The 26,742-nt window shown below is 37.9% G+C and carries 27 protein-coding genes; 17 read left to right on the top strand and 10 right to left on the bottom strand.

Annotated features, from left to right (window positions below):
- The first annotated feature begins 318 nt into the window (after positions 1-318).
- The 13 genes from CGB83_RS11025 to CGB83_RS10970 all read left to right on the top strand — a co-directional run bounded on the left by CGB83_RS11025 (position 319) and on the right by CGB83_RS10970 (position 12,993).
- Positions 319-4,065 carry a hypothetical protein gene (locus CGB83_RS11025; RefSeq protein ID WP_157761406.1) on the top strand — a complete coding sequence of 1,249 codons (3,747 nt, stop codon included), beginning with the start codon at positions 319-321 and terminating at the stop codon, positions 4,063-4,065.
- Positions 4,066-4,134: 69 nt separating this feature from the next.
- The gene (locus tag CGB83_RS11020) at positions 4,135-5,817 is read left to right on the top strand and encodes a hypothetical protein (RefSeq protein WP_100075816.1); all 1,683 of its coding nucleotides are present in this window, start codon (positions 4,135-4,137) and stop codon (positions 5,815-5,817) included.
- A gap of 24 nt (positions 5,818-5,841) precedes the next feature.
- Entirely contained in the window at positions 5,842-6,474 is a 633-nt protein-coding gene (locus tag CGB83_RS11015; protein WP_100075815.1) for a hypothetical protein, read from the top strand.
- A gap of 291 nt (positions 6,475-6,765) precedes the next feature.
- Complete coding sequence (locus tag CGB83_RS11010) at positions 6,766-7,830, top strand: DUF2931 family protein (RefSeq protein ID WP_100075814.1); 1,065 nt, start codon at positions 6,766-6,768, stop codon at positions 7,828-7,830.
- A 78-nt stretch (positions 7,831-7,908) separates the two neighbouring features.
- Positions 7,909-8,319 carry a hypothetical protein gene (locus CGB83_RS11005; RefSeq protein ID WP_100075813.1) on the top strand — a complete coding sequence of 137 codons (411 nt, stop codon included), beginning with the start codon at positions 7,909-7,911 and terminating at the stop codon, positions 8,317-8,319.
- A 158-nt stretch (positions 8,320-8,477) separates the two neighbouring features.
- On the top strand, positions 8,478-9,422 hold the full coding sequence (locus tag CGB83_RS11000; protein ID WP_100075812.1) for a DUF2931 family protein: 945 nt from the start codon (positions 8,478-8,480) through the stop codon (positions 9,420-9,422).
- 192 nt (positions 9,423-9,614) lie between these two features.
- On the top strand, positions 9,615-9,809 hold the full coding sequence (locus tag CGB83_RS20315; RefSeq protein ID WP_100075811.1) for a hypothetical protein: 195 nt from the start codon (positions 9,615-9,617) through the stop codon (positions 9,807-9,809).
- A 61-nt stretch (positions 9,810-9,870) separates the two neighbouring features.
- Complete coding sequence (locus CGB83_RS10990; RefSeq protein WP_100075810.1) at positions 9,871-10,554, top strand: hypothetical protein; 684 nt, start codon at positions 9,871-9,873, stop codon at positions 10,552-10,554.
- Between the two features lie 122 nt (positions 10,555-10,676).
- Positions 10,677-10,925 carry a hypothetical protein gene (locus CGB83_RS20170; protein WP_157761405.1) on the top strand — a complete coding sequence of 83 codons (249 nt, stop codon included), beginning with the start codon at positions 10,677-10,679 and terminating at the stop codon, positions 10,923-10,925.
- Positions 10,926-10,938: 13 nt separating this feature from the next.
- The gene (locus CGB83_RS10985; RefSeq protein WP_157761404.1) at positions 10,939-11,649 is read left to right on the top strand and encodes a DUF2931 family protein; all 711 of its coding nucleotides are present in this window, start codon (positions 10,939-10,941) and stop codon (positions 11,647-11,649) included.
- Positions 11,606-11,986: a hypothetical protein gene (locus tag CGB83_RS10980; RefSeq protein WP_100075808.1), complete on the top strand. Its 381-nt coding sequence runs from the start codon at positions 11,606-11,608 to the stop codon at positions 11,984-11,986. The genes CGB83_RS10985 and CGB83_RS10980 overlap by 44 nt, the downstream gene beginning before the upstream one ends.
- A gap of 183 nt (positions 11,987-12,169) precedes the next feature.
- Entirely contained in the window at positions 12,170-12,505 is a 336-nt protein-coding gene (locus CGB83_RS10975) for a hypothetical protein (RefSeq protein ID WP_100075807.1), read from the top strand.
- A gap of 74 nt (positions 12,506-12,579) precedes the next feature.
- Complete coding sequence (locus tag CGB83_RS10970) at positions 12,580-12,993, top strand: hypothetical protein (RefSeq protein WP_100075806.1); 414 nt, start codon at positions 12,580-12,582, stop codon at positions 12,991-12,993.
- A 17-nt stretch (positions 12,994-13,010) separates the two neighbouring features.
- Here the strand turns inward: CGB83_RS10970 and ruvC are convergent, their stop codons facing one another.
- The 5 genes from ruvC to CGB83_RS10945 all read right to left on the bottom strand — a co-directional run bounded on the left by ruvC (position 13,011) and on the right by CGB83_RS10945 (position 20,215).
- Positions 13,011-13,565, bottom strand: a complete 555-nt coding sequence (ruvC, locus tag CGB83_RS10965; protein WP_100075805.1) for a crossover junction endodeoxyribonuclease RuvC — start codon at positions 13,563-13,565, stop codon at positions 13,011-13,013.
- A gap of 97 nt (positions 13,566-13,662) precedes the next feature.
- Positions 13,663-14,808 carry a serine hydrolase domain-containing protein gene (locus tag CGB83_RS10960; RefSeq protein WP_100075804.1) on the bottom strand — a complete coding sequence of 382 codons (1,146 nt, stop codon included), beginning with the start codon at positions 14,806-14,808 and terminating at the stop codon, positions 13,663-13,665.
- Positions 14,809-14,895: 87 nt separating this feature from the next.
- On the bottom strand, positions 14,896-15,639 hold the full coding sequence (locus CGB83_RS10955; protein ID WP_100075803.1) for a Dph6-related ATP pyrophosphatase: 744 nt from the start codon (positions 15,637-15,639) through the stop codon (positions 14,896-14,898).
- A 17-nt stretch (positions 15,640-15,656) separates the two neighbouring features.
- A complete protein-coding gene (locus CGB83_RS10950) occupies positions 15,657-16,712 on the bottom strand; it encodes a hypothetical protein (RefSeq protein ID WP_100075802.1) in 1,056 nt (351 codons plus the stop codon).
- A gap of 155 nt (positions 16,713-16,867) precedes the next feature.
- Positions 16,868-20,215 carry a methylmalonyl-CoA mutase family protein gene (locus tag CGB83_RS10945; protein ID WP_100075801.1) on the bottom strand — a complete coding sequence of 1,116 codons (3,348 nt, stop codon included), beginning with the start codon at positions 20,213-20,215 and terminating at the stop codon, positions 16,868-16,870.
- A 252-nt stretch (positions 20,216-20,467) separates the two neighbouring features.
- Here CGB83_RS10945 and CGB83_RS10940 point away from each other — a divergent pair, with 252 nt between their 5' ends.
- The 4 genes from CGB83_RS10940 to rpsB all read left to right on the top strand — a co-directional run bounded on the left by CGB83_RS10940 (position 20,468) and on the right by rpsB (position 22,836).
- The gene (locus CGB83_RS10940; RefSeq protein WP_100075800.1) at positions 20,468-20,800 is read left to right on the top strand and encodes a hypothetical protein; all 333 of its coding nucleotides are present in this window, start codon (positions 20,468-20,470) and stop codon (positions 20,798-20,800) included.
- A gap of 224 nt (positions 20,801-21,024) precedes the next feature.
- Positions 21,025-21,480 carry a 50S ribosomal protein L13 gene (rplM, locus tag CGB83_RS10935; protein ID WP_100075799.1) on the top strand — a complete coding sequence of 152 codons (456 nt, stop codon included), beginning with the start codon at positions 21,025-21,027 and terminating at the stop codon, positions 21,478-21,480.
- A gap of 5 nt (positions 21,481-21,485) precedes the next feature.
- On the top strand, positions 21,486-21,872 hold the full coding sequence (gene rpsI / locus CGB83_RS10930) for a 30S ribosomal protein S9 (protein WP_072883409.1): 387 nt from the start codon (positions 21,486-21,488) through the stop codon (positions 21,870-21,872).
- A 202-nt stretch (positions 21,873-22,074) separates the two neighbouring features.
- Positions 22,075-22,836, top strand: coding sequence for a 30S ribosomal protein S2 (gene rpsB, locus CGB83_RS10925; protein ID WP_100075798.1), 762 nt, complete (start codon positions 22,075-22,077; stop codon positions 22,834-22,836).
- Between the two features lie 133 nt (positions 22,837-22,969).
- On the opposite strand, the gene CGB83_RS10920 is transcribed toward rpsB, so the two are convergent.
- From CGB83_RS10920 to CGB83_RS10900, 5 genes are all read right to left on the bottom strand, one after another.
- Positions 22,970-23,434, bottom strand: a complete 465-nt coding sequence (locus CGB83_RS10920) for a DUF6759 domain-containing protein (protein ID WP_100075797.1) — start codon at positions 23,432-23,434, stop codon at positions 22,970-22,972.
- A 30-nt stretch (positions 23,435-23,464) separates the two neighbouring features.
- Positions 23,465-24,109, bottom strand: coding sequence for a DUF6759 domain-containing protein (locus tag CGB83_RS10915; protein ID WP_100075796.1), 645 nt, complete (start codon positions 24,107-24,109; stop codon positions 23,465-23,467).
- A 14-nt stretch (positions 24,110-24,123) separates the two neighbouring features.
- Entirely contained in the window at positions 24,124-24,801 is a 678-nt protein-coding gene (gene trmB / locus CGB83_RS10910) for a tRNA (guanosine(46)-N7)-methyltransferase TrmB (RefSeq protein ID WP_100075795.1), read from the bottom strand.
- Between the two features lie 67 nt (positions 24,802-24,868).
- Positions 24,869-25,648: a DUF6759 domain-containing protein gene (locus CGB83_RS10905; protein WP_100075794.1), complete on the bottom strand. Its 780-nt coding sequence runs from the start codon at positions 25,646-25,648 to the stop codon at positions 24,869-24,871.
- Positions 25,649-25,828: 180 nt separating this feature from the next.
- Complete coding sequence (locus CGB83_RS10900; protein WP_100075793.1) at positions 25,829-26,623, bottom strand: hypothetical protein; 795 nt, start codon at positions 26,621-26,623, stop codon at positions 25,829-25,831.
- Between the last annotated feature and the right edge of the window lie 119 nt (positions 26,624-26,742).

Below are 26,742 nucleotides of genomic sequence, written 5' to 3'. Positions count from 1 at the left end.
GAATTCTAAAGAGGGTGAATTTTTTTAAGATTTATTTTTATACGTCAAGTTTTGTCGTTGTGCGCCCTGATATTTGCTTCAGAAAAATACAGACAATGAAGCTCGACATCAAAATATAAGGTGGATATCTTCGCCGGAAACCACCTAAAAAAATAAGGCTAAAACCTGAATGGGCTTGCTGAAAAAGCCTTTCAAATCTTAACCTCAAAATTATCAAAACAAATTTACACAATGTCAGCAAATAATACAACATATACAGCATTTACTGTAGGGGAGTCTGTTATTGGGAAAGGCATTATCAACACATCAAACAATAGTATGGAACCAGTAAACAACGCGTCGCAGACGCTTTTCAGATTTGTCAGTTTAAGAAATCCACAGCTGACCGAGACAAAAAAAAGAAACCTTGGATTTATTCACAGGCCCAAGGGAGCAACAGGTGATTTCGATACGGCTGTAAGTGCCAGAGGTGCCAGGACCTTAAAACTAAGTGCCATGCAGCGGACTGCCGCCAGCTTCAGCACAGCTGGATTCGAAACGGAAAAAGCGATTGAAGAAGGGGTTTTCGGGCAGCTTCTCATTGCGGGACGCAAAATATCGAAACAGGAAGCTTTGAGCGACAATGATTGGATGTATATCAAGAATTATTACGCAAATCTCATCGATTCCAATAAGGAGCTCACTGCTGACGGAATTAAAATTTTCAAAACACTTTGGGACAATTATATTTTCCAGATTGTTACCCAGCGTGATTTCTATGTAAAAGAAGCCATCAGTCATATTTTAATGGCGCTTCATCTTGCCTTTGCCAATACTCTTGATATTTCTTCTGATGAAATGATTAAAATCAATGGTGAAAAGCCAATGGAAAAAGCGAAAGAAGCTAAGATTGTCCTTCCTCAATCGCTTTTTGTAGAAGAAGATGGAGTAGCAGCTACCAGTGTTGCCTCCAGAGGCTCAGTAGGCACTGAAATCCTGGTTCCGGAATTATTATCGGGCTTATCCGCCAGAACAGTTCAGAGACTTGAATCGGAAGCCAGAGCCAACGGAGTGGTTAGCAAGGCTGTTCAGAGAAAAGCTGCCTTGGAAAAACTGAATTCAGAACTCGGAAAAGCTCAGAAGAAATATTATAAATCCAGCCATCAGGCTTATCAGGAGGCATATGCCGCTTATATGGCAGAAAACGGAGGCCGTTTGGAAGAATACAAAAGGAGGCTGCAGGAAGTAGAAGATCAGATCAGGCCTGAAATGACTGAAGAAGAAAAAGATAAGTTGTATGAAGGCCTTTTAAGGTATGTCGTAGAGCCGTTTCAATTTACTGATAAGAAAGAAATTAATCTGTCGGATTTACAAAGGCAGCTTACACCGGAATCATATGACCTTTTCCTGGAACTTTTCGCCGAATCTGACGGGGAATTGGTTTTTGAATCGGCAGAAATATCAAAAGCCCAGATCGTTTCTGACGATACAATGAGAATCGGCGCCCAAAGCCTGGTCCTGGATAGTGATGTAGCGACCTACGCAGATGCCATGAATGCGGTGAATACACATATTTCCGATTCAATACAAACAGCACTGGATAACTCTGTCTTACCGGAGCAGCAGTATGTTAACGTAGGTGGCGCTTCTGTCCCTGTCAATAATGCAAGAGCAAGAACACCGATGGCCTACAGTTTTTGGGCACATAACAATGCCAGTCTTTTCGGAAGCAGAGGATTTGTGGATTTCTCTTTTGAAGTGGAAGATGTTTCATGGAATGTGACCAGCGTTAAAATTATCGCTACGACGGATACGGCGGGATCATTTGTCGAATATTATAATGATATCCCGGTCGTTGATAACAAGATTACCATACCCGCAAGCGTAATCAACAAATTCAGGAGCAGCCTGGCTTTCAGGATAGAAATTATCTTTGAAAACGGAAGAGAAGCGTATGCAGATCTTGGCCAGATGTATCCTAAAGAAGATATCCTGCGTACCGGAATGCTGACATTAAAACCTGCGGCGAATGCTGAACCGGTTACCATTCAAAAGCGTAAAAACTTCGGGATCAAGAGACTTGGAGTGGCAGATTACCTCAAAGTGGTGCAGAGTGTCCATGCGTATGTTCCCGGGGAAGTTTCCAATGTGGAAAACGTTATGGCCAGCGAATTGAGGCATAAATCTTCCGTATCAAGAGAGTACTCCGAAATTACGGATACTACATCGAAATCTCAGGAAACCGAGAAAGTTTCCGATACCACCAAAACTTCCAGAACGGACATGCAGACGGAAGTTGCCAAAGAAATTGATAAACAGCAAAGTATTACAGCATATACAAGATTCAGCTATGGTAATGATAAGGCCGTAAAGTTTGAGATTGGAGCTGATTATGCCAATAATACCGCACAGCATGACAGTACCAGACAGGCGATGATGAAATCTCAGGAAATTACGGAAAGGGCTATGGAAAGGGTCCTGACTAAAATTTCAGAGGAAAGAGTGCAGAAAATCATCAAAGAATACACCGAGACCAATGTACATGAATATGATAACAGAGGGAAGATAACTGCTACTACGGATTCTTTAAATGCAGCCCCAAAACACATTACCGGAGTGTACCGATGGATCGACATTAAGTATAAAAACCAGATCTATAATTACGGTATGCGGACCATGTTTGAATTTATGGTTCCTGAACCTTCCAGATTACACCGTCTGGCACTTACCGTAGCGAAAGCCCAGGTGCTTACGGCACCGGTAGATCCGCGGAGGGCACCGGAACCTTGGACAATGGCTGACCCTAAATCTGCTACAGTCCCGCAAATCCAGCACTGGGCGGGCATCTATGGAGTACAACTGGAAGCATTCTTACCTGCAACCAAACAAATCATTCATAATGCGGCGAGCGTTCCTCAAACCAATGATGATTTCGGAGTAGATTATACAAGTTTCGTGATCCCGGATAATTATGCCGCAAAAAATGCGAGCTTCCGTTGTGATTCAAGCCGAAACAGAGGTGGAGGACTATCAGGATCACGGTATTCCGAAGTAACCTGTTCTGATCTGAAAGGAGGTTTTGTTGGGGATAATACCCGTGGAGATGTTATTTTTGACAGGTATTCATCCGGACTGAATATTACAGGAACAGTTTCTTTCCAGGTTAAAGGGCACAACGTAAGGCATTATAATGTAAAAGCAACGGTTAACTGTGAGCTGAGTGAAGACTACATCAATAAATGGAAGACAGAGAGCTTTAATGCCATTATCAAAGCCTACGAAGATGCTTATGCTAAATTCCAGGAAGAGCAGGCAAAGCTGGATGCTGAACAAAAAGAAAAAGAAGCAGCAGCAAAGGAAAGACAGGGGAATTTCTACCGCTACATGGAACACGATACGCTGAAGCATAACTGTATTGCGTACCTGTTACAAAATTACCTGGATTCAAACACATTAGGCAGGGAAACCACTAATGCAACAGCCGATACGACCAGAATGGACAATTTCCAGGTGTACCTGGGTGAAGAGCTGGACAAATATACGGCACTGGCGAAATTCATGGAACAGGCTTTTGAATGGGAGATCATGGACTATACGTTCTATCCTTACTACTGGGCCAACCGTAAGAGCTGGCAGGAATTCTACCTGACGGAAAGTATGGACCCATTGTTCAGAAGTTTCTTGCAGGCAGGTATGGCCAGGATTATCGTAACCGTGAAGCCAGGTTTTGAAGCTGCTGTACAGTTGTTCATGGAAACCGGACTGATCTGGAACGGAGGAGAAGTTCCGGTGATCGGAGACCCGATGTACATGAGTATCGTGGACGAGATGAGAAAACCTACCGGAGAACCTCAGGGTAAATACTGGATCACCAGAATGCCGACTACATTGACCATCCTTCAGGAATCTTCTACAGGATTACCGGTGAAGCAACCGCTTCCGATCTTCCCTGAAGACGATCCGAAGAACTGTGAGAATCCAAAAGAACTGGAATTCGAAACAAGTTTCACTTTGGATAAGAGTGCGCAGTTGTCGCATAGTACTGCCGCTACGACATTACCAAGCACCATTATAAAACCTATTTAATATGTAGGTTTTCGAAAGTGGTGGCTTAGCTACCACTTTCTTTTTAATCATTAATTACAATTTACAAATATGAAAACAGGAAATATAGGAATAAGAAATCTTGCAGATATTGGAGTTTCGGATATTGATGTGTATGGGACAAGGAAAACAGTAAATACATATCCAAATATATTTGTTTTGTTTTTTAGATCTAGAAACCAGTCAACTGGTGATCTTCCTAAAATAGAAAATAAAAAAATAAAGTATGATGAGCAGTATGACGGAAGTTTTGGTTTTGACACATATGTTCCTAAAATGTATCCTGCAAGAGAAATTAAAGAATCGTATTTTATTAATAGCGAAATTAAAACAAAAATTAAAACAAAATTCTTAGATAGGAATGAGTTTAAAATGAAAGACGTAGGAGATGAAAATTATTATATTTCATCAGCTTGTATTTTAAAAGATAAAGAAGTTAAATTACAAATTAAAGGTTTTCTTGAAAGATTGAGAGACAGCTATACAATAGATAAAATAACTTTTAAATTCGTTCGACTAAATGAGCAAAAACTGCCTGTTAGGAATAGTTCATTAAAATTTGAAGATTATACAGAAGAAAATCTGAAAATTATAATGGGAAAAGATATTGTCTTGTCAAATAATGAAATATTTAATGGAGAGATTACTATTAAGGCAATGAAAGAATATGATGATCATATTGGATTGATATGTTATTATACAGATACTGAAGGAAAAGAAATTTTAGTGGGACAATGTAATTTTTCTCCTAACCAAAAAATAACTGTTCCGCTTAAATTTATAAAAGTTAAGATTTTTTCAAATGGTACCCAAAAATATCCCGAAAATCATACTTTTGATATAAATGCTTTATCTAATTTTTTAAATAATAAAACAATGGGACAGAGTAGTGTTAGCGTCTCAATTCCTAATACAAATGTGGAAGTTTTAAAGATGGAGGAAATATATACAGAACTCAATACTACCACTAATCAGCAAGAAGTGAAGTTTAACTTATCTAATTTTATTGAAGAGGTTGATTTAAAAAATAAAGGAGACTTAGCTACAGTTTTTAAAAGAGATAAAATATGGGCTACCAAAGATGATAATTCGGAGGCAAAACTTGATAATCAAATAAAAAAACTTCACCAGATAGAAATAGAAAATAAATTAAAAAATTCTAATGATGTAGTTACTATATATGATAAATTTAAAAGTAAACTGGGTAACAATTTTACGAAGGACGATTTAATTGTTGAATTAAAAAGAATTTATTTTGAAACGTATATACCATTTTATCTATTAGAGGATATTACTTTTAAAATTTACCAGGACAATAACGGAAGTTGGAGATGGACCGAAGCTTTTGAAGCTAATCTGATAAATAGTCACAGATTAAAAATACTGGTTTCTAAATTCAGCCTTATTTATGGTGTGGATTCATATAGTACTTATGCTCATGAGTTAGCCCATGGTTTAGGCGTTAATCATATATTTGAAGGTAATAATAATGCAAAAATTCAAAATGAAGGCATTACGCTTGAAAATGTAATGGATTACTATACTTCAATTATCGAAGATACAAAAGTCTTCATTCCAAAACCATATGTTTTTATAAGAAAACAATGGGATGCTATGAAAGCTTATTATGGAACAAGAATTTCAAATGCAAACAAAAGGTATGATGATTTAGTAGGTTCACTTAACGTAAAAGAATTGAAAAATGATTGTGAAAATTTGTTTGCTAAATTATAATTTAGTTTTTTTGCTTAAAAAATCATGAAATATTTTACATTATTATTATATATTATACCAATTTTAAGTTTCTCCCAAGATAAGAATAAGATTGAAAATTTCATAAATAATTTTTATGGAGATGATTATTATTTTTTAGAAAAAAAACCAAAATCACTATCAGTTGACGATCTGGATGAAGGCTGGGAAAGCATACTTTCAAAAGGAGAAATAGGAGTATACAGAAAAATGTTTAATCAACAATCAACATCCTTTTTTAACTGGGAAAAATTATCATTAAAAAAGGCAATAATATGCGAAAATGGAAAGCCTATTGTATCTGAGAAGAATATTCCATTAGAATGTATTGTTTTTATTTCCAATACATTAGAGGAGGGTAAGAAAAGAGAAATCATAAATAGTGTAGGAGCTAGTCATTTTATTATCTTTTATGATGGTAAAAATATTAGTGATACCAAGAAGAAAAAAGAATATTATAAATTTTTGAAAAATTTTGATCGAAATAAAGTATTTTCGTCCCTTAGTCTTTCCATACCAGTTTTTTTCAGTAATTATTCAATACTAAAGAGTTCTTCAAAATATAATTTAGAAACATGTGTTTATAAATTAAATCAATCGAACTGGAATAAATTGAATTGTGCAAGAATAAATTATTAATGTATTTTATATTAACTTATATCAATTTTATTTTTTGAAGGAGGAAATTACTTTAAATTTGATCCTTCTTTTTGTTTTAACTTATTTTAAATTTCTTGATAAGGAAGCGGAGTACATCTTTAGATGAAGAAATAAGATCTAGAGCCTGCCGATCATTGACGCAGGCTCATGTATTTTCTTCATTCATGTATCTATCATTTTTAAAAATGAACATATAATCATGATAGAAGATATCAATATATTTATTATTATTTCCTCTGAACAGTTAAAAGCAGACATTTAAAGATAAAAATGAATTTAAAGATCAACCTTATGAAAGGCAATCGTATAGTCCTAAATTGGCTGTCTTTGATACTCGTCCTTAGCGTATTAATGTCTTCATGTCAGAAAACAAAATATCAATGGGAGCCTGGTATTTCGGCTCCCAAGTATTATCCTATTGGAGGAAAAATAAGTTTTGGTAATGCTGGAAATGGTAGTAATATCGCATTTGATAGTGGCTGGGGTAAAGAATATGGAGGTGTAGTTTCAGGAAGTAAATGCAAAGAAATTCCAAAAGATGTATACATAGATTATTATAGTGTCGTTGATTCAAAAGATTTTAAAGGAAAGGTTTTTCTTGATCAAAAGAAAATACTAGACTTGTTTAGAAAATATAATATTAATGATGATAATTTCGCTCATTTGGTTGTGGGTATGGCACCAGGAGGTTGGATACGGGTTTGGTTTAAGACAATTGGTAAACAGATTGAAGTAGCAAAAGCCCAGTTAAAAGGATACAAAAATGATAAAGTTGGACTTGGATTAAAAACAAAAGATTTTGAAACATGGGGAAGTTATTATACCTACTGGCAACATCATGGTATTCCTTATGAAGCATGGGCTAACAACGAAAAGGAATATTATTATGATATAAAATTTGTGACACAAAATAAAAATGCAAAATTAGACAGGAGTTACGTTGTTTCAGCAGATGGGTGGTATTCTTCATTTTACACCGAAAAACTATCAGAAGATATTAATGATGTTAGTAATAATGGCTCCAAAGGTAAAATTCCGGTACATTTATCGGTTTCATGGCAGGATAAATCCACTGGAACATATTATGATACTAATATAGTAATGCCTAAAACATTAAAAAGATTATTTGATGAGACTTATCAGGCGAATGAGAAACTAGCGTATAGTAATTTCATTATCGAGTTGGAAAATGATAAACAGCATGTTGTTGTTTATTTAAAGACAAAAGATAAAATCATCAAGCTTTTAAGATTCAAAGGAGAAATCTCATCTAAAGAGAATCAGGATTTTGGTGACTATGCTTATGCTGAAGAAATAGAATATTTTATTCCTTAATTAATAAATAACGGTCTTACAGTCCGGATATTATAGATTTGATTTATTTTAGCATATTATATTCTCCTGTCAGAAGCAATGGATAAAAATTTAAAATTAAATCTTATTTCAGGTAATGCCATCTTTTTTTTCTTATTGAAAATATGGATTCTCACAAATAGCATATCAGCATTTCTTTTTCTTATGGTCAATGATTATGGTATCAATGGTATTGTAAATAATGGGACAATTTTATTTAAAGAAGAATTTTGGCAGGCTGTCCTTTTTATCACTTGCATGGGTTTAGTATATTCAATCCCGGCAATGTTGATTTTAGGTTTACTCATTAAATTGTGGACAAGGAATAAAGTGATATTGGCTTTTATTTCTGTATTCTTAGTTGCAGGTACTTTTTACTGTACAGGTTCTATGGCTTTAAAGAATCCTGAAATGTATATCCCCAGTCCTCCTATTATTTATGCTAGTGTTAGAATTTTTATAGGATTATAATTTCGCCTATGCAAACGTACCTCACTTTAAAGATGAAAAAGAATTTAAGGATCCACCTTATGAAAGGCAATCGTATAGCCCTAAATTGGCTGTATTTGATACTCATCCTTAGTGTATTATCTTCATGTCAGAAAACAAAATATTAATGGGAGCCGGGTATCTCGGCTCCCAGATTTTACCTTATAGGAGATGTAAAAGTAAATTTTGGTAATGCTGGGCAGGGGAGCATTACTAATTTTGATAGTGGCTGGGGAAATGAATATGGGGGTGTAGTTTCAGGAGATAAATATAAAGAAATCCCAAAAGATGTTTTTATACATTATAGCAGTGCTGCAGAGAACTATACTTATGAAGGTAAAGTAAATCTTCCGCAAAAAGAAATTCTCGATTTGTTCAGAAAATATAAGATCAATGATGTCAATTTTGCTCACTTAGTGGTTGGGATGGCTCCGGGAGGATGGGTAAGAATATGGTTTACTACAGTTGATAAACAGATTGAAGTGGGAAAAGCAAAATTAAAAGGACAGTATGATAATATGGCCGATGAACAGTATAAAACTAAAAATGTTGAAAATTGGGGTAAATATTATACCTACTGGCAACATCATGGTATTCCCTATGAAGCTTGGGCTAATAATGAAAAGGAATATTATTATGATATAAAATTTGTGACACAAAATAAGGATGCAAAATTAGACAGGAGTTACGTTGTTTCAGCAGATGGGTGGTATTCTTCATTTTACACCGAAAAACTATCAGAAGATATTAATGACGTTAGTAATAATGGTTCCAAAGGTAAGATTCCGGTACATTTATCAGTTTCATGGCAGGATAAATCCACTGGAACATATTATGATATTAACATAGTAATGCCTAAAACATTAAAAAGATTATTTGATAAAACTTATCAGGCGAATGACAAACTTGCCTATAGTAATTTCATTATCGAGTTGGAAAATGATAAACAGCATGCTGTTGTTTATTTACAAACAAAAGATAAAGTCATCAAGCTTTTAAGATTCAAAGGAAAAATCTCATCTAAAGATAAGCAGGATTTTGGCGACTATGCTTATGCTGAAGAAATAGAATGTTTTATTCCTTAATTAGTAAATAAGGGAATTTAGCATTAAAAATCGAGAAGGAAATTAAGAAAAATATTATTGATAAAAAAATGGGTAAATATTTGTATCCAAATATAGGAGTTGAGTATACATTAAAAAGGGGGGGGATTTAATGGCCCATTTATAATAATAGATGAAAAAGATACAATCTTTTATTGCAGATATAAAAACAATATGCCGGTGGGTAGATATATTCAAAAACGATTTAAATACAACAAGGAGATTTTTTATTTTAAAGCAATTCCTGTGAAACCTAAATTAAATTATGGTATCGGGTATGGCAATTTTAATAAAAATCATGAAAAAGATGGAATATGGAATGAAGATGGCCAAACTGTTATTTATGAAGATGGAGAAATAATTAAATAATAAATGAATTGAAATTAAAAGCTCATTTTTTAAAAAGTTATATATTTATGAGAAGTACATCATGAAAAATATAGTTTTAATTCTTTTGCTCATTCCATATGCATATTTTTCACAAGAGAAAACTTTACAGGATTTAAGAAGTTCTTATTGTATCAAAGATTGTAATAAGTTTCAAACAGAACAGAATTGGATAAAGCAAAATGATCCACCTCCATTGCCTAGAGCTGGGGTTAATCCAAAATTGAAAAGAATATTTAATATCCCATTTAGCGATAGGATGAAACTTTATCCATTCAATAAGTATGATTCAATTTATGCTGTAAATCCTGTTTATGTAAAAAATGTCAATGAACCTAGAAACTACATAGATGAAAAATATCACAATGTAAAACGGCTACTTTCAAAAGCCGAAAGAGATAGACTTTCTGATATTTTATTTAATCATTATTATTTGAATTCTTTTGGAGCAGTAACTAGCTTTAATGAAGATATTGGTTGTGACTGTATTCAGTTTGAATATCCTAAAATAATTTTCTTATTTCAGAAGAATGGAAAATTTGAAAAATATATGGCGTTTCCGGATAATGGTTTGAATAGATATAATTTCTCTACTGATGAATGGAATTATATAGATTGGTCGATGGAAAAAGAAAATCTGATTTTGAAAATGTTTAAAAAAGACATTTTACCGGATGAAAACTGTAAGGGAAAAGTGTATACTCCGCCGCCTTCTCCAAATAAATAATAGATTTTAAACCGCAACTTTCCCAGTTGCGGTTTTTTCAAAAGAGGCATCAAAGTATAAAAACAAGTTTACCCAAATCTTATAACTGATAAATATGCTCGGTAAAGACAATATTTTGATGATTGAAGGAATTAAAGGCTATAGTATCGAAATTTGTACATTTATCAGCAAGTTATATGGGAAGATTAGCAAAAGATCAACTGGATAAATATTTAAGCAGTACAATCTATGATGGGCTTGATCATATCGGAATGCTGTATGCTAATGAACCTCAATTCAATGAAAATGAAAATGAACGTGCAATACAACCTTACAAACGTTTATTCTATACACCTAAATTATCTAAACAGGATAAAATTAACTCTCATTAGTGTCTTTCTGATTGTGAGTTGTAGTAAAGAGACTAAAAAAGAAATTCCTGCAGACCATTACAATTGGTCTGCAGGAATTTCTGCTCCAAAATTTTATCCTGCGAGCAATATACTTGTAAAGTTTAATCCAGGAGGCGCGATGGCAAGTGTGCTAACAGGAATAGATCCTGGTTGGGGAGATACTGCAGGAAATTTTATAACAGGAGATAAATATAAAGTATTACCTGAAAATGTATATATACATTATTCTAGCGGAGAAAATAATTTTATTTACGAAGGTGTACTGCAATTACCTAAAGAGAAAATTTTTTCTCTTTTTAATGAGCGCTCTCACATTAAACACAAAGTAGATAATACGGAAAAATTAGATAACTCTAATTTTCAGTTAATTGTAGGAATGGCGCCTAAAGGCTGGATAAGAATTTGGTTAGAAGTAAATGGGGATTTCAACAAAGTAGAACTTTTAAAAGCACAATTAAAAAGGCAATATGATAGTACTGCTAATACTCAATATAAGTTAAAAAACTTTAAGAATTGGGGTAAATATTATACATACTGGCAACATCACGGAATACCATCCGAGGCTTGGGCAAATAATGAAAGAGAATATTATTATGATATGAAATTTGTATCAAAAAATAAAGATGCTAAGCTTGATAGAAGCAATGTTGTTTCTTCAGATGGATGGTTATACCTCGTTTTATTCGGAAAATTTATCAGATGACATTAATGATGTTAATGGAGGTTTTATAGGAAAAATTCCTGTGCATATATCAGTATCATGGCAAGACAGGTTATCAGGTAAATATTATGATACCAACATAGTAATGCCTAAAACATTAAAAAGATTATTTGATGAAACTTATCAGGCGAATGAGAAACTTGCCTATAGTAATTTCATTATCGAGTTGGAAAATGATAAACAGCATGCTGTTGTTTATTTAAAAACAAAAGATAAAGTCATCAAGCTTTTAAGATTCAAAGGAGAAATCTCATCTAAAGAGAATCAGGATTTTGGTGACTATGCTTATGCTGAAGAAATAGAATATTTTATTCCTTAATTAATAAATAACGGTCTTACAGTCCGGATATTATAGATTTGATTTATTTTAGCATATTATATTCTCCTGTCAGAAGCAATAGATAAAAATCTAAAATTAAATCTTATTTCAGGTAATGCCATCTTTTTTTTCTTATTGAAAATATGGATTCTCACAAATAGCATATCAGCATTTCTTTTTCTTATGGTCAATGATTATGGTATCAATGGTATTGTAAATAATGGGACAATTTTATTTAAAGAAGAATTTTGGCAGGCTGTCCTTTTTATCACTTGCATGGGTTTAGTATATTCAATCCCGGCAATGTTGATTTTAGGTTTACTCATTAAATTGTGGACAAGAAATAAAGTAATATTGGCTTTTATTTCTGTATTCTTAGTTGTGGGTACTTTTTACTGTACAGGTTCTATGGCTTTAAAGAATCCTGAAATGTATATCCCTAGTCCTCCTATTATATATGCTGGCATTATTTCAATATTAATTTTGATTGTAAAATTAGACAGGAAGCATACTGGCTAATTGTTATACTTCTGCTCCATTTCCATCCGTAAAATTTTTCTTATCTTTAATCATCAATCCACAAAAATCAGCGTATGAAAAATTTAATCCGGGTTTCGGCAGCCTGCCTGGTGTTGGCCTTAACCTCTTGTACTAAGGAAAAAGCCATTGATGATGAACTGAAAGAAGCGGCGGCCAATATGAATAAGCTTACACCCCAGGTGCTGAGTGACGGAATCCGTTTCGACAGTGTTACGACGGGAAGTAAGACACTGAAATACAATTACACGCTTACCGAAGATACCAAAGAACAGGTAACGCCTGAGGAGATCGGGGATTTCAAGCAGGAAGCTAAAACCAGTGCTTTGAACAGCTTGAAAACTTCTGCCGATATGCAGGACCTGAAAGACTATGGGGTAACCTTCAAATACTCTTACTACGATAAAAACGGCAAGCCTCTAACTGATTTTACGGTCAGTCCGGAGGAGTATAAAGGTAAGGAAAAATAAATCCTGAATCCGGACGGCTATTTAAGGCGGTCCGGATTCTGTTTTAAGAAACTTTCCCATCCTGTATAGGATTTCGTATCTGCAATGGTTCCGGAGTTAAAATGATGGCACACGGCTACGGCCAGTCCGTCAGAGGCATCCAGGTATTTGGTTGGGAATTCTTTTAGCTTCAGAAGATTCTGAAGCATGCCTGCCACCTGTTCCTTGCTGGCATTTCCATTACCCGTAATAGCCATTTTGATTTTTTTTGGGGAATATTCCGTAATCGGGATGTTTCGGTATAAACTTGCGGCCATAGCGACTCCCTGGGCACGGCCAAGTTTCAGCATACTCTGGACATTCTTTCCGAAGAACGGAGCTTCCAGTGCTACTTCATCCGGATGGAATTCATCGATAAGGGCCAGGGTTTTATCAAAAATATATTTCAGTTTCGTTTCGTGGTTAGGGTATTTTTTCAGCAACAGTTCATGAATGGATACCATTTCCATCACGCCTTTTTTTACTGAAATCAGTCCGAAACCCATCACTGTGGTTCCCGGGTCAATTCCTAAAATTATTTTTTCTGTAATCACCGGTCAAAGATAGCATATCTGATTTTGTGCTGAAAGCATTCTTTATCTTATCCTTCTATCTTGCTTATAATGAGTGATTAAATATTAATTTGAAAATTTACATTTGACTCTGCTGATGGTTGCTCATTTCCGAAATGGCGTTTTCTACAGCGTCTGTAATGTTCTTAATTTCTACATGAGGCCTGAACGTAAATCCTTTCCCCTTTCCTTCATCTGCAATGTTTGACAGGATGATGACGGAAGTTTTTGTTCCGGGATAAAAAATGTTTAAAGAAGGGGATCCTTTGACATAACCGCTGTGAAAGTAAGCAACGGGTTTACCGGGATTGGTCATAATTCCATACCCATAACCCATCTTCCCGAAAATAGCATGGTGCCTTTCTGCACTTTGAGCCACTAACATTTTCAGAGTTTCGGGACGGAGGATTTTCCCGCTATATAAAGCATTGTTCCAACGATGGAGATCATCAGCAGTAGACAGGACGCCACCCGCAGGAATACCGATCTCTCTGCTGCCCAACCGTTCCGGCATAGGATGTATTTTTTCAACGACTTTTCCGTTACCCAGATAGGCGCCGGCAAAGTTTCCGTCCAGATCTTTATATGAACTTCCGGTAGAAGAATGGCTCATGCCTGCTTTTTGAAACAGTCCGGAAATATTTTCGTCATATGAGTTTCCGGTCACCTTTTCCACCACTTTTCCCAGGGCATTAAATCCGTCATTGGAGTACAGGAATCCGGCGCCGCTTTTGAAATGAAGTTTCCCGCCCATGGTATTCAGGCCGGACGTATGGTTTAAAAGCTGATGAATGGTGATATTTTCATATTCTTTATTTTGAAAAGCGGTTAAATATTTTGAAACCTTATCCTCGACATTAAGTTTGCCCTGCTCTGCCTGAAGCAGGATCAAGACAGCCGTAAACTGCTTGCTGACCGATCCTATGGCAAAAATGGTCTCGTCATCGATCTTTATTTTATGTTTGAAATCCGAAAAGCCCTGATTCTTCCGGTAAAGCTCAACGGAATCTTTAAAAATGGCAACACTTCCGTTAAACTGATGCTGCTTAAAAACAGAATCGATCTGGTTTTTCAGGAGTTTTTTTTCAAAGGCCGTAACCGTACTGTCGATTAAGAGCTTTCTATCAGCATCATAAGTGTTGACAGCTTTCGTTTCCTGTTGGCAACCTATAAAAATGCTCAGCAGAATAATACATGCGGTAAAGAAGGATAACCTTTTATTCATTGTTGTGTTTTCGATCTTTCAGCAAGATGCATGCCTTAAAGACATGGTTAATGACTTTTATAACATTTTATCCAGCTGCTTTTCTCATCATTTAGATTTCAGATCAGCTAAACTATCCGGATCACTTTGTATCAGATCACAGAACCAGAAAACATATTCACCGGCTTCTTCGTCTTCATGAGCTTTTGGTTTAGGATAGGTTTTTCTGACACTTTCTCCTATATCAAATGCTACAGGATTCTTAAAAATGGGGCCGTCAAAAGTAAAGGTGTGGAATTCTCCGTTTTCTCCGCATGGATCAACATGGTCAGGGAGGTCTTTCAGGAAATCCTGATCAATGATCCTTCCTGCAAAACCCGGATCCAGATAGGTTTCGTTGACACAGGTCACAATGGTTTTAAAGCCTAACGCAAGAAATTCCTGGATCAGACTGGTTGTGTCCTGTTTCCAGAGTGGAAAAACAGCCTGCATTCCTACAGCCTGCAGCTGGTTTTCCCGGTATTTCCTGAGGTCTTTCAGGAAAATATCCCCGAATACCGAATGGGTGACTCCCATATTCCGTATTTCGTTCATGGTGGTATCCATAATATCCCGGTATTCTTCCATGGATGGCTCTTTGGGGAGCTCCATTTTAATGAGTGGAAAGGCTAAGCTTTCAGCCTGCCGTTCCAGCAGGGAGACCGGAAGTCCGTGCATGGAAACCCGCCCGAATTCTTTGTTGATGCTGGTGAGCAGGGCAGAAATTTCCAACCGGTCTTCCTGTAGTGTTTTGTATAAAGCGAGGGCAGAATCTTTTCCGCTGCTCCAGTTGAAAACGGCTTTAGGTTTCATGTGAACTTTTTTCAAACTTATGGCTGGGGAGCAGTCCTTTTATTACTGACTTCTCTGAGCGGTATGAAACCTCCGTTCATATAATCCAGTTTCTGTTCGAACAGTGTTGAAGAAGGGCCTGAAGCAATCAAACCGCCGATAATTCCGAAAAATGCGGATGCCAGTACAACATCTCCTGTCTTCGCTGTAGATTTTATTTTTCCGGTAAAGTAAAAATCTCCGTCCTTTTTTTCTGCGGGCGTAAAGGCGTCTTCTATGGAAAGATGCAGATAAGGATTGCCTTTGTATACGATCGCATAAATATTATTTTTCCTGATTTCTTTTTCCTTTCCTTCTTCTGCCTCGTAGATTTTGATGATCTTAGGCGATTTGCCGTAAAATTTTACATTGGTAAGTTGCTTCGTTGGCTTCTGATCTCTGAAAGAAGCATAATCAGGGTAGATCCCGTCCTGAAGTTCAGAAGCGCTGTACAGGTTTAATTTCTGCTTTTCTATGTTATCGAAGTTTTTGAGATCGGCAAAAGAATACTGATCCGTTGATGCTGCTTTCTTTGAAATATTGCGGCTGATAAAGTTGCTTACCATATCGCTGCCCTTTTTCATGGTGGCTTTGGTGACATCCATAGAGGAATGATCGATAACAGAATCTATTTTGTCCAGGTATGAATAAGTGCCGTCATCATTTTTTGCAAACAGGTAGGCCTGAAAATAGCAGTAACCATGCTCGCTGAATGCTCCGGTAAGTTCTGCGAAATACAGCTGTTTTAAATACATGACAGTTGTTCCGTCTTCGGCGGTTCCGTTGTCCAGATGATTCAGTAAATTCTGGAACTGTCCGGAAAGCGGTGTTGCAGGGACTACTTTTGCTTTGGTATTAAATGCCCCTTTCTGAACAATTCCCAATGAAGTGGTATCGGTCCGGGCATCAATCAGCCGAAGGGTTTTGTAATAACTTTTTTCAGGTTTCTGGTCAGGAAGGCTGATGGAAAAATCCTCGGTTTTTTTCTGGGCATTAAAAAAAGTTGTGGTGATCATACTGCAGAAAAGCAGGATGTTTTTTAAGGAATACTTCATATTGGCTGAGTTTAATGATTAGCGGTTTTTATATACATAAAAATAGGATTTATATTTTTATGGCTATGTGCTGTATTTAATATAAAAGTGTTTATTTAAACCTTCAAGGTTTTGAAAACCTTGAAGGTTTGTTTTTAAATCAGCCTGTCCGGCTATTACATATTCCTCCTGTACTTACCACCCACTTCAAACAGCGCATTGGTAATCTGACCTAATGAACAGTATTTTACAGCATCCATCATCACTTCGAACAGGTTCTGCTGATTGATGGCGGCATACTGAAGGCTTTTCAGTGCCTCTTCAGATTTTCCGGAATTGGCATTCTGGAAGTTGTGAAGCGATTCGATCTGTGACTGCTTCTCTTCTTCGGTGGAGCGGATCACTTCTCCCGGGCGGACCGTAGGTGAACCGTCTTTTCCTAAGAATGTATTCACCCCGATGATCGGATATTCTCCGGTATGCTTCAGCCATTCGTAATGCATGGATTCTTCCTGGATCTTGGAACGCTGGTACATGGTTTCCATGGCACCCAGGACGCCGCCTCTTTCCGTAATACGGTCGAATTCGGCATATACGGCTTCTTCAACAAGGTCTGTTAATTCTTCAATGATGAATGATCCCTGAAGCGGGTTTTCATTTTTGGCCAGCCCCAGTTCTTTATTGATGATCAGCTGGATGGCCATGGCTCTTCTCACAGACTGTTCCGTAGGTGTCGTGATAGCTTCGTCATAGGCATTCGTATGCAGTGAATTACAGTTGTCGTAGATCGCATATAAAGCTTGCAAAGTAGTCCTGATATCGTTGAAATCAATTTCCTGGGCGTGAAGCGAACGTCCCGAAGTCTGGATATGGTATTTCAGCATCTGGCTTCTTTCATCGGCACCATACTTCAGCTTCATGGCTTTGGCCCAGATCCTTCTGGCTACACGGCCGATCACAGAATATTCAGGATCGATTCCGTTAGAGAAGAAGAAAGATAGGTTAGGAGCAAAGTCATTGATGTCCATGCCTCTGGAAAGATAGTATTCCACATAAGTAAACCCGTTGGCCAGGGTAAAGGCCAGCTGGGAAACCGGATTAGCGCCCGCTTCTGCAATGTGATATCCCGAAATGGAAACGGAGTAGAAGTTCCGTACTTTTTCTTTGATGAAATATTCCTGAACGTCACCCATCAGTCTCAGGGCAAATTCAGTGGAGAAAATACAGGTATTCTGAGCCTGGTCTTCCTTTAAAATATCTGCCTGAACGGTACCGCGGACCGTAGCAATGGTCTTGGCTTTGATTTCAGCATATGCTTCTGCCGGGATGATCTCATCTCCGGTAATTCCTAAAAGTTGTAACCCCAAACCGTTATTGGAAGGAGGAAGCTCCCCGTTGTATTTCGGCCTTGCCAATCCTTTATCGTCGAATTTCGCTCTTAAAACATCTTCAACTTTGGACTCGAGTCCGTTTTCTGCAATATATTTTTCTACGTTTTGATCGATGGCTGCGTTCATGAAAAACGCCAGCAACATTGGGGCAGGACCGTTAATGGTCATTGAGACCGAAGTCAGGGCATTCACCAGGTCGAAGCCGGAATACAGCTTTTTCGCATCATCCAATGTAGCAATGGAAACTCCCGCATTTCCGATTTTACCGTAAATATCCGGCGGAAGGGCAGGGTCCTGCCCATATAAAGTTACCGAATCGAATGCTGTGGAAAGACGTTTGGCCGGCATTTCAGCAGAAACATAATGGAATCTCCTGTTGGTTCTTTCAGGGCCGCCTTCCCCGGCAAACATCCGGGTCGGGTCTTCTCCGGTTCTTTTGAACGGATAAATTCCTGCCGTGTACGGAAATCCTCCCGGAAGGTTTTCCTGACCTTTCCATTTGATCAGATCGCCCCAGTCATTGTATTTCGGCAAGGCAATTTTAGGGATCCTAAGATGTGACAGGGATTCTGTTGAGGTTTCCACTTTAATTTCTTTTCCTCTTACATAATAAGAGTAAAATTCCTCATGAAAAGCCTTTTTCGTATCATCCCAGGTCTTCAGGAAATCGATGTTCTCCTGCTGGAGTTCCTTTTCAGCCTTTTGGTATTCAGCATCTAAAGCCTCATTGGATATGATTTTCTTTACCCCTTCAATGTGGTACATGGTTCTGGCCAGTTCCGCCTGCTTTTCAACGGCAGCGTCATACTGCCTGTTGTTTTCTACAATTTCAGACAGATAACGAACCCTTTTCGGTGGGATGATCGTTACTTCTTCCGTGATTTCCTGCTCTGCAAAAGCTTTCAGGTTCAAGTCATTGAATTTATCATTGATTTTGGAAACCAACCTGTTGTACAGTTCCGTTGTTCCATGGTCATTGAACTGAGAAGCTTTGGTCGCATAAACCGGCATTTCATCCAATGGCTGTTCCCAAAGCAGGTGGTTCCTCTGGAACTGTTTTCTTACGGCCTGGAGGGCATCCAATGCCCCCCTTTTATCAGATTTATTCAAAGCGACCAGATCTGCGTAATCCAGCATGTCGATTTTTTCGAGCTGGGTAGAGGCTCCGTATTCAGGGGTCATGACATACATGGAAACATCCGCAAAATCAGAAACTTCCGAACCCGATTGTCCGATACCTGAAGTTTCCAGGATGATGACATCCGGATGGGCCAGTTTCAGGACATTTAAAGCAGACTGAATGAATGGGGAAACGGAAACGTTGTTTTCCCTGGTGGCCATAGAACGCATATAGACCCTCGGGTCGTTGATTGCATTCATACGGATCCGGTCTCCTAAGAGTGCACCTCCTGTTTTCTTTTTGGAAGGGTCTATGGAAATAATGGCAATTTTTTTATCGGTATTGGAGCGTAGGAAACGTCGTACCAGTTCATCCGTCAAAGAAGACTTTCCGGCACCTCCGGTGCCGGTAATCCCGATGATCGGGATATTCAGATCTTTTGATTGCTCATCGATGGCTTTAACCAGTTCCGGTTTTTCGTCAGAGAAGTTCTCTACAGCTGAAATGATTTTAGCAATGCTCGTTGGATTTTCAAAGCTGATGGAATTCAGGTCTTCTGCTGTTACTTCCTTACCGGTGGCAAAATCTGACCTGTTGACCAAATCGTCGATCATTCCCTGCAGGCCCAGCTCACGGCCGTCATCCGGGGAATAAATCCTGTCGATGCCGTAATCCATCAGCTCTTTTATCTCTTCAGGAAGGATCACTCCGCCACCGCCGCCGAAAATCTTGATCTGCGGTGAATTCTTCTCTCTTAAAAGGTCGTAGATGTATTTGAAATATTCATTGTGCCCTCCCTGATAGGACGTCAGGGCAATCGCATTGGCATCTTCCTGTATGGCGGTGTTCACTACTTCCTCAGCAGATTTATCGTGCCCGAGGTGAATCACTTCGCAGCCTGTTCCCTGGATCACGCGGCGCATAATATTAATCGCGGCATCATGGCCGTCGAATAACGAGGCAGCCGTTACAATTCTTACTTTATTGTTTGGAGTATATTTTTGGGTTTCCATAAAAAATCTAGAAATTTTCTGAATTCTCAAATATAACAATAAAATAACAACCCCGGTTTTGGATTTAACAGATTGTTTTATAATGGGTTGATTAAATAATAAGTTAGGATAGATCACCCATTAACAAACACTTGTTAGAAACAGAAACCTGAAATACACCATAGATGAAATCCGTTTTAATATCATGGTCCATCTGTTCCAGGTATTTGTTCTCGAATTAATTTATCTATTTTTGCATCCTATTCAATAGGTATGAAAAAGGCGTTATTGTATTTTGCTATAGGAACTGTGATCAGTTTTTTAATCAATTATTTCTTTTACAGTTCAGAGGATATTAAGCTGGATATTTTTTATGCACTGTCCTTTGGCTTTGCCTGGGGAATCGCTTATTATCTCGATACCCCTGCTTTTACCCTTCCCCAGAAACTCGGACTATCTTTCGCAGCTATGGCCGTCCTGGTACTCATCGGCACACTTATCTTCAGTCTTGAGCTGGCCATTCCTTCCATCCTGAAATTTTCTACCGTATTCGTGGCCTATTATCTTATCGCCAGTTTCAGGGGCAACAAATCGCTTAGAAACTAAGGCTTAACTATTGTATGTTGTTAATGAAGCACAACGATAAGATCAAAGGGACAATTTCTTGTGAATGGCATACTACTTAACTGCAGACTTATATTTCCTGAAGACTGCCGAAATATCATCTTATCTCAGCCAACAGATAAAATAAGTTTTTTGGTTACAAAAATAATTCATACCTTTGCACACCCTTTTAGGGGGAAATTATGTTTAATCTTTAACTAAAACGTGTGAATACATTAAGTTACAAAACTGTTTCAGCGAACAAAGCTACTGCGAATAAAGAATGGGTTGTGGTAGACGCTGAAGGACAGCCGTTAGGAAGACTAGCTTCTACGGTTGCAAAGATTTTGAGAGGTAAGCACAAAACAAACTTTACACCTCACGTAGATTGTGGTGATAACGTTATCGTTTTGAACGCTGGGAAAGTTACCCTTTCCGGAAATAAGTGGGACGACAAGACTTACATCTGGCATACAGGATATCCTGGAGGACAGAAGTCTATGACTGCGGCTGAACTTCAAAAGAAAGATTCTTTAAAAGTACTTGAAAAATCTGTAAAAGGTATGTTGCCTAAAAACAGATTAGGAGCTGCTTTACTGAAGAACCTTTACTTATATGAAGGGACTGAGCACAAACATGAAGCTCAACAGCCTAAAACCATTAATGTTAACGAATTTAAATAATTAATATGTCTACAGTTCACAAAATCGGAAGAAGAAAAACTTCTGTAGCAAGAGTTTACGTAAAGCCAGGAACTGGTAACATTACGGTAAACGGTAAAGATGCTAAAGAATACTTCTCTACAGATGTAATGGTTTACAAATTAAACCAACCATTTATCCTTTCTGAAACTGTTGGTCAGTATGACGTTACCGTAAATGTATTCGGTGGTGGAAATACAGGACAGGCAGAAGCAATCAGATTAGGGATTTCAAGAGCTTTATGCGAAATCAACGCTGAGTTCAGATTAGCATTGAAGCCAGCTGGTTTACTTACAAGAGACGCTAGAATGGTGGAAAGAAAGAAGCCAGGTCAGAAAAAAGCGAGAAAGAGATTCCAATTCTCAAAACGTTAAGAATTGCGATAAGCTTAAAGCAATATGCAATAAGCTTTTTGAAAAACTTATTAAAATTTTTAATTCGCTCAAAGCCTACGGCTTAATGCCTGAAGCTTAAAGCAACAATTGCCCGTTACGTTTAGCATCCAAACGCTTCTCCCATCTAAAGAAGTTGTTGATTGTTTAAAAGACGGAAAGTAAACTAACAAAAAACAAAGACATGGCAAAAGCAAATGTAAAAGACCTTTTAGAGGCTGGTGTACACTTTGGTCACATGACCAGAAAGTGGAACCCAAATATGGCTCCATACATTTTCATGGAGAAAAATGGTATTCACATCGTAGATTTACATAAAACAGCTGTTAAATTGGATGAAGCTTGCAGCGCTTTAGAAAAATTAACTTCTGCAGGTAAAAAAGTTCTTTTCGTAGCTACTAAAAAGCAGGCGAAAGAAGTGGTGGCAAAACACGCTTCTGAACTTAATATGCCTTATATTACAGAAAGATGGCCAGGTGGTATGTTAACGAACTTCGTTACCATCAGAAAGGCTGTTAAAAAGATGAACTCTATCGACAAAATGAAAAAAGACGGTACGTTCGAAACTTTATCTAAAAAAGAAAGATTACAGGTAGACAGACAAAGAGCTAACCTAGAGAAGAACTTAGGTTCTATCGCTGACATGGTGAGACTTCCTTCTGCGATCTTTGTAGTAGATATCATGAGAGAACATATCGCTGTAACAGAAGCTAAGAAATTAGGGATTCCTGTTTTCGGTATTGTTGATACAAACTCTGACCCAAGAAAAGTTGATTTCGTTATCCCAGGAAACGATGATGCTTCAAAATCTATCGATATGATCTTAAACATTGTTTCAGATTCTATCAAAGAAGGTCAGTCTCAGAGAAAAGCTGATAAAGAAAAATCTAAAGAAGAAGGAGAAGTAGTATCTGCTGATAAAGATGCTGACTTTGATGCTGAATAAGTAAAGATTTTCTTTAAAATATTAAAACCGCTGAATGAAAATTCAGCGGTTTTTTTATGTTCATTCATAGCAGATCAGCCGTGTTTATAATGTCATCAGCCTATATTTCACTGGATCAGCACGGTATATAGGTTTAGTTTGATACTGTAATGTGGGATGAACCTGTAATCATTTTTGTTTTCTGATAGACAGCATCACAGACCATCCCTGAAAGATTATAGGTCTGGTTTTTAGGGACGATAACGGCTCCTATTTTTCCGGCACCGATCGGAACTTTCCTGAAGTAATTGTTTCCGCTGATGGTCAGCACCATATTGCACCGGGATTTATTCTCAACCGTAAAAGATGCGGTTGTACTGCTGGGTGAATCATTAAGGAGATCTGTGAGCACAGCTGCTGTTTCAGGCTTATAGGTTTTGCTCAGGTTCTGGTACTCCCTTTCCGTTTGTGCTGCAGGCGAGTTGCTGCTTCCGTTGGCAGAAGGCCTGGTGACCGGTTTCCTTACCGGATATGTCCGTACCGGGGCGGTATTGCTGCCACAATTATACATCAGCATAGCAGCAGTTACACAAAGCCAAAGGTTAAAATGTTTTTTCATAAACCTGTTTTATCAGGTAAATGTAAGCTTTTACTTTCTTATATCAGCAGAGCCGCTGGCAGATGGTGTGGGATTCTGGATGGTAATGAACAGGCTTGACGTAATATTTTTGTTGGAAGAGTATGCTACATCGCATACATTGCTGGTAAGCTTATAATTTCCCTTATTGATGACCATGAAATTATCACCCTTTGCAGGAACAGCCAGGTTATAAAAATCCTTTCCCTGAATTCTTAAAATCATATTGCAGTCCGACTGGTTCCTGAACAGGATAATGACTTCTTTAGTGCTTATGTCCTGATCAAAAAGAGTATTGAGAAGTTTAAGCGTCTTAGCGGTATGACCTTCTCCGGTTGATGCAATCAGGCGTTTAAACTCTTCTGCTTCCGCAGAACCGGAATTCTTGATGGCATTGCCGGGGATTTCATACATCACCGGCCTGGCTTCCATAGGCTTGGCATCTTTACTGCCTTTGGTCCATGCTGCATTCTTTAAAGCAATGAGTTTAGGCTTCAGGACGCTTCTTCGGGGATCGTCGGGATAGGTGGATGCCAGGTATTTTTCAATCCTGCTGATGTCTGTTGTTGTAAGAATATCCTCGCTTTCTTTTCTGGTTTTGGTAGGGGAACAGGCTGTCAGGAAAGAAATAAGGACTACTAAAATTATAGTTTTCATCAAATGTTATTTCATTAGTGGATCCTGAATTTTATGTAAGTTATGGTTTTGCCTTTGGCAGAGAAAAGTTCTTCGTAGTAAGTCCTGATGTTTCTCAGGTGTTCTGTGTTCGGATCATATTCCGGAGCCCCGTAAATATCATGGTGAGCGGTGATGATCTCATGCCCGGCGCCCTGCAGGTATCCCAGCGTATAACCGTGAAGGAATTCGGAGTCTGTCTTCAGGTGGATGATTCCACCAGGTTTGAGGAATTTCTTGTACCGTGCTAAAAAGTCCGGGTGCGTAAGCCTGTGTTTGGTACGTTTGTACTTGATCTGTGGATCCGGGAATGTAATCCAGATTTCATCCACTTCGTTTTCTGCGAAGAAATAATCTACAAGCTCAATCTGCGTCCTTAAAAATGCAACATTGGTCATATTGTTTTCTACTGCTTCTTTAGCTCCGAACCAGAACCTCGCCCCCTTAATATCTATACCGATAAAATTCTTTTCAGGGAAGGTTTTGGCCAAACCCACGGAATATTCTCCTTTCCCACATCCCAGTTCAAGGACGATAGGATTGTCATTCTTAAAAAAATCAGTTCTCCATTTACCCTTCAGGTCAAATCCCTGTAGAGCATCTTCCCGTGTAGGCTGGATGACATTCGGTAATATTTTGTTTTCGGCAAACCGTGCTAATTTATTCTTTCCCATGATATTATAAAAACCCTGCAAAAGTACTAAAATTTATGCATATATGGTCAGCAGGAATGTGCAAGGATCATTTGGAGGCCGACATACCGAGGGATACCATAACAGGTTTCTGAATGGTTTTCTGTGAGGCATATTGAGAGCCGCATACGATACTGGTAAACAGATAGTCACCTTTTTGCACTACTATGGAATTATCGCTGCGTGCAGGAATAGGAAGTCTGTATTTGATGGTGCCGATACTTTCCAGCCTCATAATAATATTGCAGTCTGATTTATTTTCTATCAGAACGATACACTCTTTACTCATCGGGTCATTGTCGAACAGGGAATTCAGTATTTTAACCGTTTTATTTTTATGTTCCACCGGAGAAACGCTCATTAGCATATTGAATTCTTCAGCTTCCGCATCAGGGATAGCTTCCGCAACGGTGGCTGCCGCGCCGGTCACAATGGCATTATTGGGATTGCTGGGTGTATAGGCTACAGTAGGCTGTTTGGCTGCCAGTTCAGCTTTGTATTTGGCGATCTGCTTCTGCCGGATGATGGCATTCATCTCATCAAAAGTAATTTTTGTAGACGGCCTCCTTTTCAGCATGGCCAGCCATTCCTGCATCTGTTTGACTTTCTGGTCGCCGGGAAGGGCATCTTTGATGTACTCCTTCATCATTTCCATCACCCGGGGCTTGAGGACGGATCTGCGCGGATCATCAGGGTGGGCATCCCTGAGAAAGGCATTGATTTCGTAGATATTTTTACTTTTCAGAATATCACTGTAGTCTTTGCCCTTTTTCTGGGCAGACAGACCGGCACATAGTATTGTGCTGAAAATTAAAATAAATTTTTTCATTCAGGTCAAATTTTAAGAGATGAAAAAGCTTTGTGTTTTTGACCTTAGTTTAAAATAGCAAGAGTAACAATTACAGTTTTAAATCTATTCGGTTGAAACAAATTTAAAAAAATAATCTTTATACCAAACAAATGAAAGGTAAATTAACGATCAGAATATCAATCCCATAAGTGGGAAAAATTATGGTTTGGTAATGACTTCCTGAAGATGCGAGTTTTTCAGCCTTCTCTGATAGATCGGCACATACTTTTCAATAGGAATTTTCACAGCTTCAAAATTTCCTGCAGAGATATACGGTTCGATATTTTCCGAGGTGTAAACAAACTGCAGGAAATTATCAATAAGGTTTTCCGGTATCTTGAACTTAACAAAATAATCCTTGCCCAGATAATTTTTAATTTGTGTCACCGAACTGTTCATCCTTTCATAAGCCATGTACCGCTGTTTTTTCTTCCTTTCCCCTGAAAGAATATCATAGATGCTCTCCAGACTGAAGGTAAGGCCGCCATCCCTAAGCCCTGCCACCGGCAGTTGTGGAGGCGTACCATCTCCTTTGGGTTCCGGCAGCCCGATGACTTTTTTAATGGCCAGTCCTTTATCTTCTTTTTTCAGTGCGTTCACATCATATCTGAGATTGCCGGTAGGTTTAAACCTGCTGATGACTACTTCCTGAATGTCATGATAGGCAATTTTCAGCTCGATCAGATTTCTCTGATCCAGCATCTGAGGAGACAGTTTTATATCTTTTCTTTCTGTAACAATGGAAGTGAAACGGATGATATCCCCGGGAGCAGCCTGTAAGGTAAAATTCCCATTATAATTCGTCAGAACAGTTTTCTGGGTGTTAAGATTGGTTACATATACCTGGTTCAGATAGAATACAGAATTGTCCTTCAGAAAAACTTCTCCGGAAAATTGTTGTGCATTGATTTTGATCAGAAAAACCAGCAGCAATAGGGTGATACACTTGTTCATATAATGTGGCAAAATTACACAGAAATCCGTCAAATCATACTTTGAAAAAACCCTGATTACGGTTAAAATTATATTAAACTTTTCAGAGAAATGTTAATGTATGTTATGAGAATTTATGC

The sequence above is a fragment of the Chryseobacterium camelliae genome, from assembly GCF_002770595.1.
GTDB classification, from domain to species: domain Bacteria; phylum Bacteroidota; class Bacteroidia; order Flavobacteriales; family Weeksellaceae; genus Chryseobacterium; species Chryseobacterium camelliae.
Note: the sequence above shows the minus strand (reverse complement) of the source record. Positions and strands in the feature narration are given on the sequence as shown.

Bases quoted from the DNA above. Each gene is read 5' to 3' on its own strand.
- CGB83_RS11025 (WP_157761406.1), top strand. From the start codon at position 319: ATGGAACCAGTAAACAACGCGTCGCAGACGCTTTTCAGATTTGTCAGT.
- CGB83_RS11020 (WP_100075816.1), top strand. From the start codon at position 4,135: ATGAAAACAGGAAATATAGGAATAAGAAATCTTGCAGATATTGGAGTT.
- CGB83_RS11015 (WP_100075815.1), top strand. From the start codon at position 5,842: ATGAAATATTTTACATTATTATTATATATTATACCAATTTTAAGTTTC.
- CGB83_RS11010 (WP_100075814.1), top strand. From the start codon at position 6,766: ATGAATTTAAAGATCAACCTTATGAAAGGCAATCGTATAGTCCTAAAT.
- CGB83_RS11005 (WP_100075813.1), top strand. From the start codon at position 7,909: ATGGATAAAAATTTAAAATTAAATCTTATTTCAGGTAATGCCATCTTT.
- CGB83_RS20315 (WP_100075811.1), top strand. From the start codon at position 9,615: ATGCCGGTGGGTAGATATATTCAAAAACGATTTAAATACAACAAGGAG.
- CGB83_RS10990 (WP_100075810.1), top strand. From the start codon at position 9,871: ATGAAAAATATAGTTTTAATTCTTTTGCTCATTCCATATGCATATTTT.
- CGB83_RS10980 (WP_100075808.1), top strand. From the start codon at position 11,606: ATGGATGGTTATACCTCGTTTTATTCGGAAAATTTATCAGATGACATT.
- CGB83_RS10975 (WP_100075807.1), top strand. From the start codon at position 12,170: ATGGTCAATGATTATGGTATCAATGGTATTGTAAATAATGGGACAATT.
- CGB83_RS10970 (WP_100075806.1), top strand. From the start codon at position 12,580: ATGAAAAATTTAATCCGGGTTTCGGCAGCCTGCCTGGTGTTGGCCTTA.
- CGB83_RS10960 (WP_100075804.1), bottom strand. From the start codon at position 14,808: ATGAATAAAAGGTTATCCTTCTTTACCGCATGTATTATTCTGCTGAGC.
- CGB83_RS10955 (WP_100075803.1), bottom strand. From the start codon at position 15,639: ATGAAACCTAAAGCCGTTTTCAACTGGAGCAGCGGAAAAGATTCTGCC.
- CGB83_RS10950 (WP_100075802.1), bottom strand. From the start codon at position 16,712: ATGAAGTATTCCTTAAAAAACATCCTGCTTTTCTGCAGTATGATCACC.
- CGB83_RS10945 (WP_100075801.1), bottom strand. From the start codon at position 20,215: ATGGAAACCCAAAAATATACTCCAAACAATAAAGTAAGAATTGTAACG.
- CGB83_RS10940 (WP_100075800.1), top strand. From the start codon at position 20,468: ATGAAAAAGGCGTTATTGTATTTTGCTATAGGAACTGTGATCAGTTTT.
- rpsI (WP_072883409.1), top strand. From the start codon at position 21,486: ATGTCTACAGTTCACAAAATCGGAAGAAGAAAAACTTCTGTAGCAAGA.
- rpsB (WP_100075798.1), top strand. From the start codon at position 22,075: ATGGCAAAAGCAAATGTAAAAGACCTTTTAGAGGCTGGTGTACACTTT.
- CGB83_RS10920 (WP_100075797.1), bottom strand. From the start codon at position 23,434: ATGAAAAAACATTTTAACCTTTGGCTTTGTGTAACTGCTGCTATGCTG.
- CGB83_RS10915 (WP_100075796.1), bottom strand. From the start codon at position 24,109: ATGAAAACTATAATTTTAGTAGTCCTTATTTCTTTCCTGACAGCCTGT.
- trmB (WP_100075795.1), bottom strand. From the start codon at position 24,801: ATGGGAAAGAATAAATTAGCACGGTTTGCCGAAAACAAAATATTACCG.
- CGB83_RS10905 (WP_100075794.1), bottom strand. From the start codon at position 25,648: ATGAAAAAATTTATTTTAATTTTCAGCACAATACTATGTGCCGGTCTG.
- CGB83_RS10900 (WP_100075793.1), bottom strand. From the start codon at position 26,623: ATGAACAAGTGTATCACCCTATTGCTGCTGGTTTTTCTGATCAAAATC.